At 41.9% G+C, this 17484-nt stretch carries 11 protein-coding genes; all 11 read right to left on the reverse strand.

The window, feature by feature from the left end:
• Positions 1-5: 5 nt before the first annotated feature.
• Complete coding sequence (locus ACIQCO_RS02135; protein ID WP_400425912.1) at positions 6-338, reverse strand: putative DNA-binding protein; 333 nt, start codon at positions 336-338, stop codon at positions 6-8.
• Between the two features lie 143 nt (positions 339-481).
• A complete protein-coding gene (locus ACIQCO_RS02140) occupies positions 482-3277 on the reverse strand; it encodes a VWA domain-containing protein (protein ID WP_400425343.1) in 2796 nt (931 codons plus the stop codon).
• Positions 3268-5049 carry a vWA domain-containing protein gene (locus tag ACIQCO_RS02145; RefSeq protein ID WP_400425346.1) on the reverse strand — a complete coding sequence of 594 codons (1782 nt, stop codon included), beginning with the start codon at positions 5047-5049 and terminating at the stop codon, positions 3268-3270. Before ACIQCO_RS02145 ends, ACIQCO_RS02140 begins: the two co-directional genes overlap by 10 nt.
• A 9-nt stretch (positions 5050-5058) precedes the next feature.
• Positions 5059-5928 carry a DUF58 domain-containing protein gene (locus tag ACIQCO_RS02150; RefSeq protein WP_400425349.1) on the reverse strand — a complete coding sequence of 290 codons (870 nt, stop codon included), beginning with the start codon at positions 5926-5928 and terminating at the stop codon, positions 5059-5061.
• On the reverse strand, positions 5925-6932 hold the full coding sequence (locus ACIQCO_RS02155; RefSeq protein WP_400425351.1) for an AAA family ATPase: 1008 nt from the start codon (positions 6930-6932) through the stop codon (positions 5925-5927). Before ACIQCO_RS02155 ends, ACIQCO_RS02150 begins: the two co-directional genes overlap by 4 nt.
• Before the next feature lie 5 nt (positions 6933-6937).
• Complete coding sequence (locus ACIQCO_RS02160) at positions 6938-8509, reverse strand: hypothetical protein (RefSeq protein WP_400425353.1); 1572 nt, start codon at positions 8507-8509, stop codon at positions 6938-6940.
• 11 nt (positions 8510-8520) lie between these two features.
• Complete coding sequence (locus ACIQCO_RS02165) at positions 8521-9369, reverse strand: ABC transporter permease (protein WP_400425356.1); 849 nt, start codon at positions 9367-9369, stop codon at positions 8521-8523.
• Positions 9366-10301, reverse strand: coding sequence for an ABC transporter ATP-binding protein (locus ACIQCO_RS02170; protein WP_400425359.1), 936 nt, complete (start codon positions 10299-10301; stop codon positions 9366-9368). Before ACIQCO_RS02170 ends, ACIQCO_RS02165 begins: the two co-directional genes overlap by 4 nt.
• A complete protein-coding gene (locus tag ACIQCO_RS02175; RefSeq protein WP_400425362.1) occupies positions 10298-12667 on the reverse strand; it encodes a hypothetical protein in 2370 nt (789 codons plus the stop codon). The genes ACIQCO_RS02170 and ACIQCO_RS02175 overlap by 4 nt, the downstream gene beginning before the upstream one ends.
• A gap of 204 nt (positions 12668-12871) precedes the next feature.
• A complete protein-coding gene (gene ftsY, locus ACIQCO_RS02180; RefSeq protein ID WP_400425365.1) occupies positions 12872-13858 on the reverse strand; it encodes a signal recognition particle-docking protein FtsY in 987 nt (328 codons plus the stop codon).
• Between the two features lie 17 nt (positions 13859-13875).
• On the reverse strand, positions 13876-17442 hold the full coding sequence (gene smc, locus ACIQCO_RS02185; RefSeq protein ID WP_400425368.1) for a chromosome segregation protein SMC: 3567 nt from the start codon (positions 17440-17442) through the stop codon (positions 13876-13878).
• Between the last annotated feature and the right edge of the window lie 42 nt (positions 17443-17484).

A 17484-nucleotide genomic window follows, 5' to 3' on the forward strand; every position in this document is an offset into this window, starting at 1 on the left:
GCCTCCTAATCTAATTTCTCAAGCTCGGCAACAGTTTCTAACAGTGCCTGCTTTGAAGGGTTCTCCTCATTAAGCAATTCTCTTATGTGCGTAATTAGTTTTGCGCGCTCTTGAAATTTCTGGAATAGCTGCAGCTTTTCCTCGTACTCCTCGAGCATTGCTTCCGTCCGTCTAATATTATCATACACGGCCTGACGGCTTACGTCATACTCTTCGGCAATTTCTCCAAGGGAGTAATCATCTAAATAATAGAGAGACATGTAGCTTTGCTGCTTTGGTGTTAACAACGAATAGTAAAAATCATAAAGATAGTTCATTCGTGTTGTCTTTTCAAGCATCATGCACGGGTTCCCTCCAATACCTATGTTAAGTGAAAAGCCTTTACAAGAGTAGTTTACACAGTCATATTATTTCTGTCAAGAAAATACCTTTACATTGAGGGACTATTAGAAAAGACATTACTTCACTTTCCCTCTATATATTACTTCTTTCTTTTCTTTGCTTCAAGCAAACGTTTCATTCGTTCTTCCTTTTCTTCAGGGGACAGAGGCGGTACGTTGTTCTGCTTCTTCGCTGGTGTTGGCAGCGAAAGTTCCCGCAGCTTTTCCTTCATTTTTTCTTGCTTAGATTCTGTTACCTCTCGTTTACTTTCAACCCTCGTCTTCACCTTTGCCTTCGCCCTTGAAAGCTGCATTAGTACTTCTGTGCCTTCCTGTTCACCTTTTTTCGAGGTTTTCTTTAGCAGGTGCAGCAAAGATAGAAATGGCTGGAAGCCTAATCTCCTAATTAGAATCTCGAACACTAGAAGAAAGAAGGCAGCTAGTAAAAGCTGTTCACTAATTGGTTCTTTGCGTTTTGGTTTTTGTTGTAACGGGCGAAACGCTTCCTTTGCCGCCTGCAGTTCTTTTCCGCCAGTAAGAGCCGCCAGTTCTTTTAATAAATCACTATTGGTCGCTTTTAACAAATATTCATCCGAATAGGGAACCGAAAAGCCTGTTTGAAATAATTTATCCTGAGAGTCCCCAGTCGTCTGTTTCACCCGTAAAAAATACATACCGGGCTTATTTGGAAAACTCACTTCAAATTCACCTGGAGCTGTCGGCTTAGAATTGGTGTCAATGACCGTACCATTTTGTGAAACAACAGATACATCAAGTGGAAGAAATTGGCCATCCGCCGTTTTTAAATGGATCACCGTATTGCCATTTTCCTTTTCGATTGTAAAACGGAACGGCTCGCTGTCATATTGCGGCAGCGACTTGACCACAAGTGTATTCAAAAATTGCGGCCAATTTGCCCATTTAGCCCAGTCACCAGACCATTTTCCCGTCATATCAGACGTAAACGCTAAGGTGGTTCCTAAGCCATAATGCCATTCGGCAAGAACCGGATCCTTTTTTTCACTTATAAGCGGCACCTGCGCCCTATTTTTCGCGGTTACCGCGATATAGGCATTCATTTTTGGAATTCCCTGATCAAAAATGGCTGTCCATTCTGGATAAGGCTGTACAACAGGATAAAAAGGATGGTCTTCAATATAGGTTCTTGTTGTCATAACGGTTTCCCTTGAAAGAATGCTCGGAATAACAGACGCATCGGTTACATCGTAAAATCGTCCACTCCCCTGACCGGCAAGATCTTCTAACAGGTTTCGATCGGCATCCGATCCTAAAGCAACCGTTGACAATGTTATATTATTTTTTTTACCCTCTGAAATAAGCGTTTGATAATCACCGCCAGTGGCTGACTGTCCATCCGTTAACAAAATAATGTGTTTTCTTTGCAGCTTTAAATCCTTTAGCTCTTGATAAGCCTTTTCAAGTGAGGGGTAAATGTTCGTCCCGCCGCCTACTGAAACAGAGCGGATTTTTTCAATAACTTTTTTCTTGTTTTCAAGCGGTGCGGTTTCCACAATCACCCACGGGCGGTCGTCAAAGGCAATAAAGCCGAGCGTATCTTTTTCCCGCAATAACTCTACCGATCGTGCTGCCGCTTCCTTCGCTAATGTCAGTTTATTGCCGCTCATACTTCCAGACCGGTCAATAACAATTACCAATCCAAGTGAGGGCATCTCTTTTTTTCCTTTAATGTCCATGTCGACAGGTAACAATTTCTCAATTGGTGTTTTAAAATAGCCCCCGAGGCCAAAGCTGTCCTCTCCACCGAGCATCACAAAGCCTGTACCAAATTCTTTAACTGCTTTTTCAATTAAATTCATTTGCTGTTCGCTGACCTTTGTTCCGGGAACATTGTTAAAAATAATCGATTGGTATTGCAAAAATCCCGCTAAGGTTGTAGGAAGCTTCTCGGGAATCAGCTTATCGGCGATTAACCCTGAGGCTTGTAGAATTTGCGCTAATGGGTCGTCTTGATTCCCTTGAACGACGAGTACTCTTGGTGTTCCCTTGACATTTGTGACCGCATAAAGGGTATTATTTTCGCTAAAGGTATCCTTTTCTGCGGCAATCTCAGCCTTATAAATCGACATTCCTGGCTCGGCGGCATTATCTGAAAAGGAAAACTCATTTTGCCCCTCTTTTACAGTAACCTTCTCATGGAGAATATCTTTGTTGTTTAAGGAGATTCTTAAATCAGCTGTCTTTTCGACGTTACTCGCAATTGAAACTGCTATATTTGCCTTTTCTCCCTCATAGAGAGTGGGAGGCACATCCAGTCTCGTGATGGCCATATCCTCACGAAACTTTTGCTTGAATCGGACATAATCTAACTCAAGCCTCTGATTTTTTAACAGTTTGGCAGCCTCTTTACTATTACCAGCCGTTTCATTTCCATCGGATAAAAGGACAATCCGGCCGCTTTGCTCTTGTTTCAGCAGTGAAGCAGCGAAGCCAATTCCCTCTTCGAGATTGGTTTCACCATTTTTCACTTTCCCGTTAAATTGATCTAACACTGTTTTTTTGTTTGACAGCGATTGTTCGACAAGCGCACCATCAGCAAACGATGCTACCGCAAATGATTGATTAGCTTTCTTTGATTGGCTGCTTTCGTCAAGCCACTCGATTACCCCAGTTTCTGCATCTTCAAAACTTGCAGAGCGATCTACAAGAAAAATAATCATTTCCTCTTTGATTGGCAGCAAAATTTGCGGTATCGTCAGCGCAAAAATAATCAAGAAAAACAGAAACGCTCTTAGACAGCCAATCACCACTTTTTCTGGACTAATTGAAGCACTTATTTGTTTAAAATATCGATAAATCAGAAAAGAAGCCGGTATTATTAATAGTAGAAGGATGGGATATTTAAGCTCTATAGCCATTTTCGATATACCTCCCATTCCACCATAAGCAGTGCTAGCACGATAAGCGTCAGCCAAAACCATAATGATTCATTTGGCTTCAAGGCCAGTTCAGTATCCTTTGCCGTTGAATGATTCAATTTAAACGACTTGGCTGTCTCCGGTTTTTTTTCGCGATCATCGAGCAGAACAGAGAAATAATACACTTGCTCGTCAGCTACGGCTTGATAGATTCCCGGTTTATAGGGAGCTTTAAAATTCTCCGTATTTAACTTGATAGATGTTAAGCTTTCTCCCGCGGAATTAAAGATTTCCAACACAGATTTCTTCTGATCAAGCTGAAGCCACTTCTCCTCACCAGGCTGAAAATAGCCAAGAAAGCCGGTTTGCTTTGACAGCCACTGATAGCTGTTATAGAGAAAAATCGGAAACCCTGGGTGCAAAGGCCAATCGGTATTCTCAAGCGAAAAATTCATCAGGATAACCGGCTGTCCATTCATTGTTCCCGTTTGAATCAGCGGATGTTCGCCGCTGGTTACAATGTTTTCCCAATCTCCCTTTATCGGTTTTGACGCGTATTTTATGTAGGTTTTGCCGATATCAACATATTCGATGAGCGGCGAGTCCTTGCTCATGATTGGTTCCTTTAGTTCAATAAGTTCATCCTGATTTTTGGATTTATTAATGTAAATAACCGGCCTTTTCGGCAATTCATTGACGGGCAGACCTTCTGTAAGTATGATTCCACCTTCCATTGATCCTAGAGAGTTTTTTGCATCAAGCTGGACTGTCTTGATGCCCAAGGTTTCCAGTCCCTTAATAAAAAAGGGATTCACGTCGCCAAGTGCATCGATGGTTGGATTCAAGTCTGAGTAAACAGCTGTTAATTCATTATCGGCCGCGTAATGATCCCCGGCTTTTATCGACGCTTGATAAAAGCGGTGCTCCGGCAAATTGGGGATATTCACCACCACTTGTTGAGCGGCTGGAATCGTTACGTCTTGTTGAAAAACAACCGACTCCTCACTGGTAATGACAAAGGGAAATGTTACCGACTTCTTCCCTTGGTTTTCCAAAACGGCAAGTCCGGAAATTCGTTTTTCTTTAGCCGCAACTCCAAATGAAAGGATGGCGACGTTATCTTGGATGCCGGCAGCATTGTGAATCTCATAGGGGATATTAGTAAGGTCTGCTTTCAGGTCTGCCTTTTTCACAGTATCAGAAAACAAATGAATCACCGTATCTTTATTGTGTACTAGTGATTCTGCAAGCTTTACGGCCTTTTCGATATTTTCATGTTCGTATGTAACAGTAAGCCTGGCTATCTCCCGTTGAATCACGGCTGCATCGGTTTCCCTGCTCAATAGGATTTTCGGCTTTGCACCGGCAATAATCACGGTTACTTCCTGACCAGTTAAGCGCTCGGCCATTTGCTTCATCTGTTGTTTAGATTGTTCGATGAGCGGCTTGTCCGCCTTCAGCGCTGACATTGTTGCCGATGTATCTACAATCCAAATGATTTGTTCTCCCTTTATCCCCTCCGAGAACCATATCGGTTTTGCCAGCGCCAGCATTAATAATGTAAGGGCAGCGATTTGCAGCCAAAACAAGAGATTTTGCTGTAATTTTTGAATCCAGGGCGAGGCATTCCACTCATTCATAGCCTGCTGCCAAAGGAGATTAGCTGGGTTGATGACCGCGTTGTATTGTTTGCGGAAAAAGTATAATAACACAACCAAGGCGATAAAAATGACAAGTATCAAAAACAATCCGTTAGCAAAGTACATCTTCATCACCTCTGGTTAATAAAGGATTCTTTTCAGAGAACACTCATGAAACAAAAAATCATTTAGGTCAGCATCATCTGCCGTTAATAAATAACTGAACCCAAATCGGCGGCATAACGCTTCAAGCCTGCGATTATGCTCTGTTACCTGCTTTCGATAGTTTACGAGAATCGAATCACTCATCGTGACATTCACACTTTCATTGGACTCACTATCAATTAATTTTACATCGCCCGAATAACTCGGGTCGAGTTCCTCCCTGCTCAATAGTTGGATTAGTTTAACCTCCTGTTTAGCGGCAGCAATCAATCGAAAAAGCGCTTCAAACGATGCAAGCGGCTCAAGACCGTCCGTGATAAGAATCACCAGCTGATTATTCTTCAAGCTGTTTTTTTGAAAGTTGTCCGTAAATGTTCCTGCTGCTTGCTGTTCTGGTAACTGGAGGATTTCAAAAAATACAGTTTTACCATATACAGACCCTTTTCTGTATGCCTTTGCGTACGACAACGACGAAACAGGAATGAACGACAAGCGATCTTCACCGCTTAGAGCAATATAACTAAAGGCGGCAGCGAGCTCCTTTGCTCTTTTCCATTTTGAAGGGATCGCATGCATCGAACTCGAAGCGTCCAAAAAAACGGTAACTGCTAATTCTTGTTCATCTAAAAACCGTTTAATATAATGCTTTTGCGTTCGACCGTAAATATTCCAGTCTATTTGGCGGACATCATCGCCGGGCTGATAAAGACGAAAATCAGAAAATTCCAGGGAAGCACCAAATTTATTCGCCGTCCTCCCACCTTTATGAGCGCCGCGCCTCCGGGTTTTCACCATCAATCTCCGTTTTTGCAGTCGTGAAAGCATGGAATGCATTTGGGCTGTCATCGCTGACTAACATCCTTTCCAGCCTGCTCCAATACATCAGCAATCAGGTCATCCGGTGTCACACCGTTTGCCTCTCCTTCAAAATTCAATAAAAGACGGTGCCTTAAGACAGGGATGGCCGTCCTCTTTAAATCGCCGATTGAAATATGGTATCTGCCCGCAAATAGTGCTCTCGTTTTTGCCATTTGGATAAGACTTTGTAATCCCCGGGGGCCGCTCCCAAATTGAACATATTGTTTTATCCTTTCAGGTGCATCCGCTGAAGCCGGATGGGTAGCATCAATCATCGACACAGCTGCATTTAATAAATCATCTGATACTAAAATTTCCTTCGAGAGCTGCTGCAAGGCTAAAACGTCTGATGACCCTAAAATTTTATTTAATTGAGGAACCTTCACACCTGTCGTTCTTAAGGCAATCTCTTTTAGTTCAGCTTTGGTCGGATAGTCGACATGAACTTTACAAATAAACCGGTCCATTTGTGCCTCTGGAAGCGGGTAGGTGCCTTCCATATCAATCGGATTCTGTGTTGCCAGCACAAAGAAGGGCTTGGAAAGCTGTTTTGTACTGCCCATAACCGTTACCGTTTGTTCGGCCATCGCCTCTAAAAGAGAGCTTTGTGTCTTAGGAGTGGCCCGGTTTATTTCATCAGCTAAAATGATATGGCCAAACAATGGCCCTTCATGAAAGGCAAACTCCTGCCTGCCATCTGTTCCGGGCTGCAGAATCATCGTACCAGTAATATCGGATGGCATTAAATCAGGGGTGAATTGGATTCGATTAAACGATAAATCCAGGCATGCCGCAATCGACCTGACAAGCATCGTTTTCCCGAGACCCGGGAGACCCTCCAATAATGCATGGCCACCAGAGAAAATGCTCCACAGTACCTGGTCAATCACTTCCTCCTGACCGACAATAAAATTCATCAGCTCTTGCTTTACCGACTTAAGCTGTTCGGCTCCTGTGATAAATTGATTCTCTTTCGCTTTTAATTCAGTCAATATTGTCACTCCTTATTGGGATCAAGCAATAAAAAATAGTTTTTGACGATTTCTTCTAAATCAGCAGGGAGTTTTACCCGATCAGTACTTTTTCGATAGGCATCTGCATAATTCCCATATACCTCCTGGTAGGAACGAAGCTGCCCTTTTAAAATCGGGCCATTGCCTGCAAACTGTTCTGTCGGGCTGCCCTTTCCAATCATTCCGGAATCTGTCTCAAGATTGTTTTTACCGGCTAATTTCTCTGGAATTGTAAGCAGTTGCCGGGAACCCTGTCCCAGCCCGGCACCACTGCCACCGCCATTGCCGGTACCGGCTCCCGCTCCATTTCCTGAGCCTTGGCCAGTACCTGCCCCATTTCCGTTTCCAGAGCCATTTCCATTCCCTTGCGAACCATTTCCTGGTGATCCATTTCCTGAGGGCTGATGTCCTTGGCCGCTTCCATTTGAAGCGCTTGAGGGCTTGTCATTTTTGTTGTTTTGGCCGTTTGACTTTCCTCCCTCAGGCTGACTGGATGGACTAACGGCGAGTTGTTCGGACTGAATTCCGTTGGCTAGCATTTCGCTTTGCAGGCTTTTAGCTGCCTCACCAAGTGCAGCTTTTGCTTCAGCTAGTTCCGTCAGTTTATTTTCTGAGTTTAGTGCTTCGGAAATCTTCTTCGTGAGTTCTGCTAATTCTTTTTCCGAAAGCTTTTTATCTGAACCACTCATCCTGCTGAGTGCCCTCTTTTGACTTTCATTTAATGAACCATATTTTTTATTTAACTGTTCCAGTTCTTTTTGGATATTTTTATCATCCTTCGCTTCCAGGGCAGCCGCCAATTTATTTAGATTAGTATTTTTCAATTCCTGCTGCCATGCTTGGAAGTTTTCTTGTTTTTCCTGTTCCTTTAAGGCTTTTAGTTCCAGCTCTTTTTTTTGTTTAGCTAACGCCGATAATGCTTCTTTAGGGTTGGAGGTTTTTGTCATTAGTTCCCGTGCTTTTTCCAGCGCTTTTTTCATTTCCTTGCTTTGTTCCTTTTTTGCCTTTTCTTCCAGTTTCTTTTCGACCTTCTTCATGATCGCCATTTCCGTTTCCTTTTTTGCCGCTAATTGCTGATTTTGATTGGGCAAAAAATTAAGTAGTGCTGAGAGACAAATGAAAACCGCTGCAATCAAGAGCCACTTTGGTAATAAATAGCCTTTTTTCCGTGCCAAGACACGGTGCTGTTCCTTTTTCATCAAGGTGAGTGCTTCAGCAAGCTGCAATTTCTGAAGCATCCCGTCTTCAGCTATAAACGATAGGGCTGTTATGACGCGGTCTTCAGGAATATACGCGTTAAATAGCTGTGCAGCTTCCCTCCACCCCGGCCGATTCCGCCAAATTCGAAAAACAAATATCGGTAGAAGGAGGAGGCAGCCAATCCAAAGCATTTCATGGTAGAAAGGAATGACCAAAACCCGCGCCGCCAATAGGAGCAGCACTGAGAAGACTGAGGCAGCTAGCAGCCAATAGTGGATTTCCACCGCCGTCCTTTTGATTAGGAGCTGCCTGCGAACAGACTTCAGCAACTGATAAAACTGGCTTTTATCCTCCATTTTCCTCATCCCTATCCTTTCGACTTTACTTTCATATTTGGACGCAGCTTCCGGACACTGATCATCATCATAATGAGAAAAATAATCGTATAGGAAATCAAATAGGCTGCCCATAATGGAAAATCGGTTCCCACCCCAGATTGACTTGATAATTCTCTGAATGCATTCGGTTCAAGAAAACCGAGGAGAATCATCATTGGGTTGAGCATCGCAAAGAAATAGGGAACGGGATTATTCGCGGCCATCCCCATTTGATTGACCGACATTGATATGGCATATAGAAAGGCTGAACCCGCTGTTAGGAAAAGGGTTACCCCGTAGGTACTAATCATCGCAATGATGGTTCTTCGGATAAGTGTCGAGAAGAAGATGCCAATACTTCCAAATGCAAGAATCGTAAAGATGTAATACCCTAGAATGGTGACTACCTGTCCGGGAGAAATTCCGCCAAACAGGAAGACAATACTGTAAATAGGCATACTCGCCACTATCATCAATAATAAAAACGAAACAGACGAAATCAGTTTTCCTAAAATGATGCTCGTCGAGCTCTGATTCGTTGTTAATAAAATATTTAATGTTTGCTTTTCCCGTTCACCGCTAATGACTCCTGCCGTTAACCCCGGAGTAATAAACAGAATTAACCCCATTTGAATAAACGACAGCATCATAAACATACTTCTGCTTTGATCTGGTCGAAACAGCCCCATCGGTGAGTTTTTGGTTTCGAAATAAATAAAGCCAATAATCAAGATGGAAAGTGCAAGTAAATAAAAAGCTAGACCGAGAAAACCTTTAAATGAGCGGAACCTTAACTTAAATTCCTTATTTAAAACGGGATTAAGAAGAAGATTTCTCATGAAAGTTCCACCCCTTTCGTTATTTCCATAAAGACATCTTCGAGATTTGTTTCAATTTCCGAAAAGCTGACAATCGGGATATCATGGAAAAGAGCATTTTTTAACAATTGAACCTGTTCTTCCATGCTGCCCTTAAACATGAACTGAAGCGATTCCCCATCATCCCGTTTCGCCAATTGGCTGACAAGCGGCTGGTCCTCGAAAAAATTTACCGCTAGTTCCAATTCACGGTACAACTTGGCAACGATTAGCTTTTCTCCCCGAAGACGCTGCTGGATTTCATTAACTGACCCTTCCGCTACTAATCGTCCCTGATCAATAATCCCGATGGAATCACACATTTCTGCAAGTTCAGGAAGAATATGTGAAGAGATTAAAATGGTTTTCCCCATATTCTTTAATTCTTTTAAAATTTCACGCATTTCAACACGCGCTCTCGGGTCAAGACCGGAAGCAGGCTCATCGAGAATCAGTACCTCCGGGTCATGGATCAATGACCTTGCAAGGCAGAGCCGCTGCTTCATCCCCCTTGACAGCACATCAACATATGAATCCTTTTTCTGCGTTAAATTTACTAATTCTAGAAGCTGAGGAATCAATTTGCTTCGTTCTTTCTGGCTGATTCCATAGCTCGCACCATAGAAATCTAAATATTCAATCGCCTTTAACTGGTCATAGACGCCAAAGAAATCAGGCATATATCCTATCTGGCTGCGGACCGCTTTTGGTTCCTTAGAAATATTATAGCCATTAATATACGCCGTCCCTGAAGTAGGAGATAACAATGTCGCTAGAATCGAAAACGTAGTAGATTTGCCGGCACCATTTTGTCCGACAAAGCCAAAAACGGAACCCTTTTCAATGGTTAGATTTAATGAATCAAGGGCGGTAAATTTTCCGTACCTTTTGGTTAAATCGATAATTTCAATCATTGGCTGATTTCCCCCTTTATTGAAAGCGCAGGCATCCTAACGAGAGGGTCACCTTGTCCTGTTTTTATTAATTTAATGGTGATAACTCCATCCTTCGAAATAAACTCATCAAGATGTTCCTTGATGGTAGTTGGAGAATTAGTTAACGGCAAGAATGTGCCGTTCGAATGATTTAGCAGCGAGTAAGTGATATTTGCACCTTGCCACGTAATTTCTAATTCTTTGAGCTCATGTTTCACTTTCGTCAATTGGTTCGGAAGTTCTAAGATATAATCATATTCCCCATCATCAATCGCCATTTCGTTACGGTTTTCCGTCTTATCATTAAAGATTCCGCCACGGATTGTATTAATTTGGGTCCGCAGCATGTCATCCTTGATAATAAATGAACCTGAAAACTTCGTTTCTAATGGTAATGTTTGATAAATTAAGCTTAATCCTTTTTTAGACTCGTTTTTTCCTTTAATATCTGCTTCAATAACTGAGTCCTTTGTGTAGCCATATAGAATTGGTTGATTTTCCGATTGGGAATTGTTGTACAGATTTTCAATTGCAACATATTCCATTCTTTCCCTTTTAAATTTATCCACTTCCTGCTGAGAACTTGGAACTTGGAAGGAATTACCTTGACTGTATGGTCCAGCCAGATAATCCTGCTGGAATGTTTCGTTTACCGTTAAACTTTCTCCCCGCTTCAGCGACCCAAGTTTAATCTTTTGACTTCCAGACCAAATGTATAGTTCTTCAAAATCGTATGGAAATTGGTTGACGATTGTTCCAGTTAACTTTTTATTTTCATAAGATAGCTTAATATCAAATTGACCGGTATTTTGCTTAGAGGCATGCCCAAAATAAGTTCTAGTTGCCCAAAATTCCACATTCGGAAAGGTAACACTGCTGGATTTCCGGCCATTCTCGAGAACAGCATAACGTTTCCCATCACTTACAGCCATATTCGATGAACCGGGTACACCATAGAAGCTCCCTTTCGAGAAACCTACCTGATAATCACCGCCAGTGTTAGACAGGAAGGTAACAGCCTCAAGACCAGTTAACTGGTCATTTTCTGCTTTATAAATTCCCGTTTGGTTCATTTGCGGTTTCGCAATCCGGTCCTTTGCCCCGATGGCAAAGATGCCAACGGATGAAATGACAGCAGCACCAATAATAATCCACCAGGCATACTCGCGTTTATCCAGCCTTTTTAACAAGAAATAGAGAAACGGAGCAAGCATCAGGAGATAAATAAACAGAAACAGACTAATCTGCCCCACAGAAAACTGCGTGGATGAGAAATATTCATTTATCTCTGCGAACTCACTGAATAACATATCAAATGGGTTTTGACCGCTTTTTTGAAATTGAGACTTAGACGTACTGCTAAGCATCGGGCTGGCGGCAAACCATTGTCCATATTCCTTCCAGGAAGAAAGCGGTTCATCACCGAGTGAAAATGCCGTTTGCCAAATCTCCCCTGCACCGTAGCCTTTATGAACGACCATCGGTAAATCACCGCTTTTCACAGCAATATTAGCTCCCACCTCCACTTGTCCAACAAAGACTGGGATGTGTTGAAAAGAAAGTAATGCCGGGGTTAACTGGAAGAACTTCGTTTCGGCAGCCACCTCTTTATCAGGTTTCATCGGCAGTACTTGGTATAGGCTTCCATAGGAACTTGCCGCATTCGGAGCCGCACCAGCTATTAAATTCCCACCGTTTTGAATCCAGTTCAGGATTGCTTGCTGCTGAGGCTTCTTTAGTTTGGAAATTGCAAACTCATCAATCAGTATGTAATCCAGTGAATCTAGACCCATCTCATCTTCTGGCATCATCTCCTCAGTAAGCACGATTGGCTCGATTTGATTAGCTAAGGCCATAACCTTCAGCTCTTTAAGCCGATCGGAATCCTCACTAAGGAAGCCAATTGTCTTTTTGTCTTGGTCGATATATTTAGGCTTTAACATTTTATCGCCAATAAAGTCTTGTTCGTGATCATCCTTCCAGCTGCCTTTAAATAAGAAAATCGACTGTTTTATCTGACCATTATTGGAATAGTCTTCTGAATAGGCTGGGATTGAAAGGGAATAGGTTTTTTTACTCCCCTTTGGTACATCGATAGATAATACTTTAGCTCCACTAGAATTATAGTTCGTAGCAAAGTTGAAAAGGATATCGCCGCTAAAATCAGCACCGCTGTTTTCCACTGTCACTTGAACAGGAAAGCCGCGCCCGCTTTTTACCTTTCCATCAAATCCTTCCTTAACTGCTATTCTGATAAAATTACTTTCAGCCTTTGTTGGCTCAACACCCTGGCCGACAAAAAAGAGACAAAACAATAAAATAAATAATAGCTTTTTCTTAAGCAAAAAAATTCCCCCTCTAAAAGCCTGTCTAATAAATTGACGATTAATTCTCTCTATCACACTACAATTTTAATAAAACTTTTTTTATCACATCCACAAAAATGCCCTTTAGTGTATTTTTACACCTTTACCAAGAAAATGCAATTAGAATTTTAAGCAAAAAAAAACAGCAGGTTTAAGCTGCTGTTTTCATCAATGCTCTTCAAATTATTCTGTTTCTTCAACTTGATCAGCAAATAAGCCATAAACATATTTTTCTGCATCAAATTCTTGAAGATCATCCATTTTTTCGCCTAGACCGACAAATTTTACCGGTATTTTTAATTCATTGCGAATTGCAAGAACGATACCGCCTTTCGCTGTTCCGTCCAATTTCGAAAGGACAATCCCTGTAACATCGGTTACTTCCTTAAAGGTTTTCGCTTGGATAAGCGCATTTTGCCCGGTTGTAGCATCAAGAACAAGAATGACTTCATGTGGTGCACCAGGAATTTCTCTCTCAATCACACGCTTTACCTTTTCAAGTTCTTTCATTAAATTCACTTTATTTTGCAATCGGCCAGCCGTGTCACAGAGCAAAATATCTGCTTGGCGGGATTTGGCCGCAGAAATAGCATCGTACATAACTGCTGCCGGGTCAGAGCCTTCAGCCTGTTTTATCACCTCGACGCCAACCCTTTCACCCCATACTTCAAGCTGTTCAATTGCGCCGGCACGAAAGGTATCACCCGCCGCCAACAAAACTTTTTTTCCTTCACTCTTGAACTTAAACCCGAGCTTGCCAATCGTCGTTGTTTTCCCAACACCATTGACTCCGACAAATAATATTACTGTCAGCCCGTCCTTCTGGATATTTAATTGCGAGGATTGTTCCTCCCCAGCATTGTAAATATCAACAAGCTTCTCGGAAATAACACTTTGAACTTCCTTCGGGTCTTGAATGTTGCGGCGTTTGACCTCCAACTTAAGTTCATCGATCAGCTGCATAACCGTGTCAAAACCGACATCAGCCTGAATTAAGATTTCCTCTAATTCTTCAAAGAAATCTTCATCGACTTTCCGATATCTGGCGACAAGGTCATTGACCTTTCCAGAGAAGCTATCCCTTGTTTTCGTCAAACCCTCTTTAAACTTTTCTGTTACGGTATCCGTTGATTTCGTAATTTTTTCCTTTAACTTTTTAAAAAAGCTCATGATCTCACTTCCTTCATTTATGTTTCAACAAGTTCCTTTGTATCCTCAAGACGGACAGACACAAGCTTTGAAACGCCGGACTCCTTCATGGTTACTCCATAAAGTACATCTGCTTCCTCCATCGTCCCTTTGCGGTGGGTAATCACGATAAACTGTGTTTCCTCGCTATAGCGCTTTAAATATTGACTGAAGCGGTGGACATTGGCTTCATCAAGGGCTGCTTCTACCTCATCAAGAATACAGAACGGCACGGGACGGACCTTTAAAATCGAAAATAATAGCGCAATAGCTGTTAAGGCCCGTTCTCCACCCGATAGCAAGCCTAAATTCTGAAGCTTTTTACCAGGTGGCTGAGCAACAATTTCCACACCCGTATTTAATAAATCTTCGGGTACGGTAAGAACAAGATCTGCTTTCCCGCCGCCGAAAAGGGCCCGGAATGTCGGTTCGAAATGCTCGCGAATCCCGGTAAAGGTTTGTTCAAAGCGTTTTTTCATTTCTGTATCCATTTCTTCAATGACTTGGTAAAGGGTGTCTTTTGCTTCTTGAAGGTCTGTCTTTTGTTCATTTAGGAACTGATAGCGCTCAGAGACACGATCATATTCTTCAATTGCCCCAAGATTGACAGACCCTAGCTCATCAATGGTTAGCTTGATAAGCTTGACTTTTTTCTTCGCCTCTTCAGAGGGAATGGTTAATGGATATTTCTCCTTTGCCCCTTCAAACGATAACAGGTATTCTTCCCGTAAATGGGCAAGTCGATTTTCTAACTCCACATCCAAGCGGTTGATTTTCACTTCCTCGTCCTTTAAAACGACAATCATCCCTTTATGGAGTCTCTTTAATTCTTTTGCCGCTAATTCTATATCTTCAAGTGCTCCCTGAAGCTGTAAACGTTCTTGTCTTCTCGCGGTAATTAACTGTAAGGTCGCTTCTTTGTCCTGCTGTTTCGTTATCGCAGCTGCTTCTAGCTGTTCTTCTCCAGAAGAGCTGTTTGTCATTTCCGATGTTAACAGGTTAAGATCCTCGCTAAAAACAGCCAGTTTTTGTTCACTTTCAGATAAATCATTTTTAATGAGCGTAAAACGCTCCTTTGTATGAAGAAATTGCTCATTTTTGGAAGCAAATTCGACTTTGAGGTCATTTATTTCATTTGTCAGCGTTTCTTTCGATGTCATGTCATTTGTCTTTTGTTCCGTGAGTTTCATGATATGACCATCAAGTTCTGTAATGGTTACCGTATAGGTCTCCAGGGAAATCGTTAATTCCGTTTTTCTTTTCAATAGTGCTGCCTGTTCATCACTCAATTGCCCTTTTTCTAAATCATAAATAGCTAAACGGTCGTTAATATTCTTTTCTCCAAGTTCCGCTTCGCGAAGGTCGCCCTTTATTGACTGTTCGTTTAACCTCAGCTCTTCACCATTCATACGGATTTCTTCAAGATGTGCTTCCGCAAGGTGAACATCCTGTTTCAAGGTTTTAACAACCTGCTCTAAGCCGGCTGTTTTTTCCTCCATTATGACAAGCTTAGCCTTTAAATCCTCAAGCTCACCTTTTCGTGATAATAAAGAAGAGGTTTTTTGTTTTACTGCACCGCCTGTCATCGAACCGCCGGGATTGACGATATCACCATCTAGTGTTACCAAACGAACTCGGTATTGGAGGATTTTCGCCAGTTCATTGGCACCCTTCAGATCATTCGTTATGACGACATTGCCCAGAAGGTTATTAATAACCTCGGTATACTTTTCGTCAAATTTCACAAGACTTACGGCCGGTCCAATTAACGCTGGATGATTTTGAATGGAAGCTAGCTGTGCCGACGACAATGGTCTTCCTTTCATGACATTAAGCGGTAAAAAGGTGGCACGGCCAAATGAATTCTGTTTTAAGAATTGGATAGCAGTACGTGCATTTTGTTCGGTATCTACAACAATATGCTGCAAAGCACCGCCAAAGGCTGTTTCAAGTGCGGCTTCAAACTTTTTAGGAACCGTGACTAGCTCAGCAACAGCCCCTTCGATTCCTTTCAGCTTATTTCCGCGTGCTTTTAGAACTTCTTTAACACCTTGGAAAAAACCTGAATAGTCTTCTTCCAACTCTTCAAGCATTTCTTTTCGAGATTTAGCCTGCTGAAGGAGCTGATAGGCTTGATACAACGTCTTTTCTTGTTTTTGATAATTACCTTTTATCGTTTCAAGCTTCCGCTGCTGGTCACGGAAGGTGCCAACCTGATTCGCTAATTTTTCTTGAATGGCTTCTAATTTTGATTGAATTTCAAACTTTTTCGTTTGCGCGATTTGACGTTCCTGAAGGTATTTTTCATTTTCTGCATCAAGCCGAGCATTTTTTCTCTCCTGTTGCTCAAGCTGTTGTTCAATGTATTTTACTTCATTTTTGGCGCCAGCTTGGTCATTCAACAGTTCAATGTATTCACTTTTTAAGCCTTCGATTTTTTCATCGATATTTTCAGAAAATAATAGTAGTTTTTCTTGTTTTTCTTTTAGGCTGGCTTGTAATAATTTTACCTGCCCACCAAGTAACTTTACTGACTCAGCTTGCATTTCCTGGCTTTTCTTAAGCTGGCTGATTCGCTCGGTTAGTTCGGAAATATTCGTTTTAAGCTGCTCTTTATTTTGGGCTGCATTTTTCTTTCTTTCCTTTAAAACCTCTTTACGGCCTTCCAGCTTTTCAAGTTCCTCACTTGCATAAAGAAGAACATTTTGCAAATCAGTAACTGACTCATCTAATGCCGCTATTTGGTCTCGTGTTTCGACTATTTTTGCTTCTTTTACTTGAAGAAGTGTGGACAGCTTCAATTCCTCTTGCTGATGTTCTTCCAGTTGATTGGAGAGGTTTTCCCATTTCTTATGGAGGTCTTCTACTTCATAAACGGTTAGGGCAACCTCAATTTTTTCAAGCTCCGCTTTTTTCTCTAAAAAATCTTTGGCCATTGACGCTTGAATTTGCAAAGGCTCAACTTGGCTTTCCAGCTCATGTAAAATATCATTGACTCGGTTTAAATTGTCCTGCGTTTCAAACAATTTAATCTCTGCTTTTTTCTTACGATTTTTATATTTTAGCACCCCTGCCGCTTCTTCAAAAATCGTCCTGCGGTCTTCTGCTTTACTATTTAAAATTTCTTCTACTTTTCCCTGGCTGATAATCGAAAACGCTTCCCTGCCTAGTCCGGAATCCATAAATAAATCAATGATATCCTTTAGCCTGCATGACTGATTATTGATTGAAAATTCACTATCACCCGAACGTGACACCCTCCTTGTCACACTTACTTCATTGTAATCAATCGCTAATCCTTGGTCTTGATTGTCCAATGTGAGTGTCACTTCAGCAATATTTAGGGCTTTCCTTGTATCACTGCCAGCAAAAATAATATCTTCCATTTTACTGCCTCTAAGCGATTTTGCGGACTGTTCCCCCAAAACCCAGCGGATTGCGTCGGTAATATTACTTTTTCCGCTGCCATTCGGGCCCACTACAGCTGTTACTCCAGGGACAAAATCAACACTAATGCGGTCCGCAAAAGATTTAAAGCCAATAATGTCCAACCGTTTTAAAAACATCTTTAATCCTCCCTATGCTTTTCAGGGATTTCTCCTGCAAAC

Source organism: Neobacillus sp. NPDC093127, assembly GCF_044754175.1.
In the GTDB taxonomy this organism is placed as follows: domain Bacteria; phylum Bacillota; class Bacilli; order Bacillales; family Cytobacillaceae; genus Neobacillus.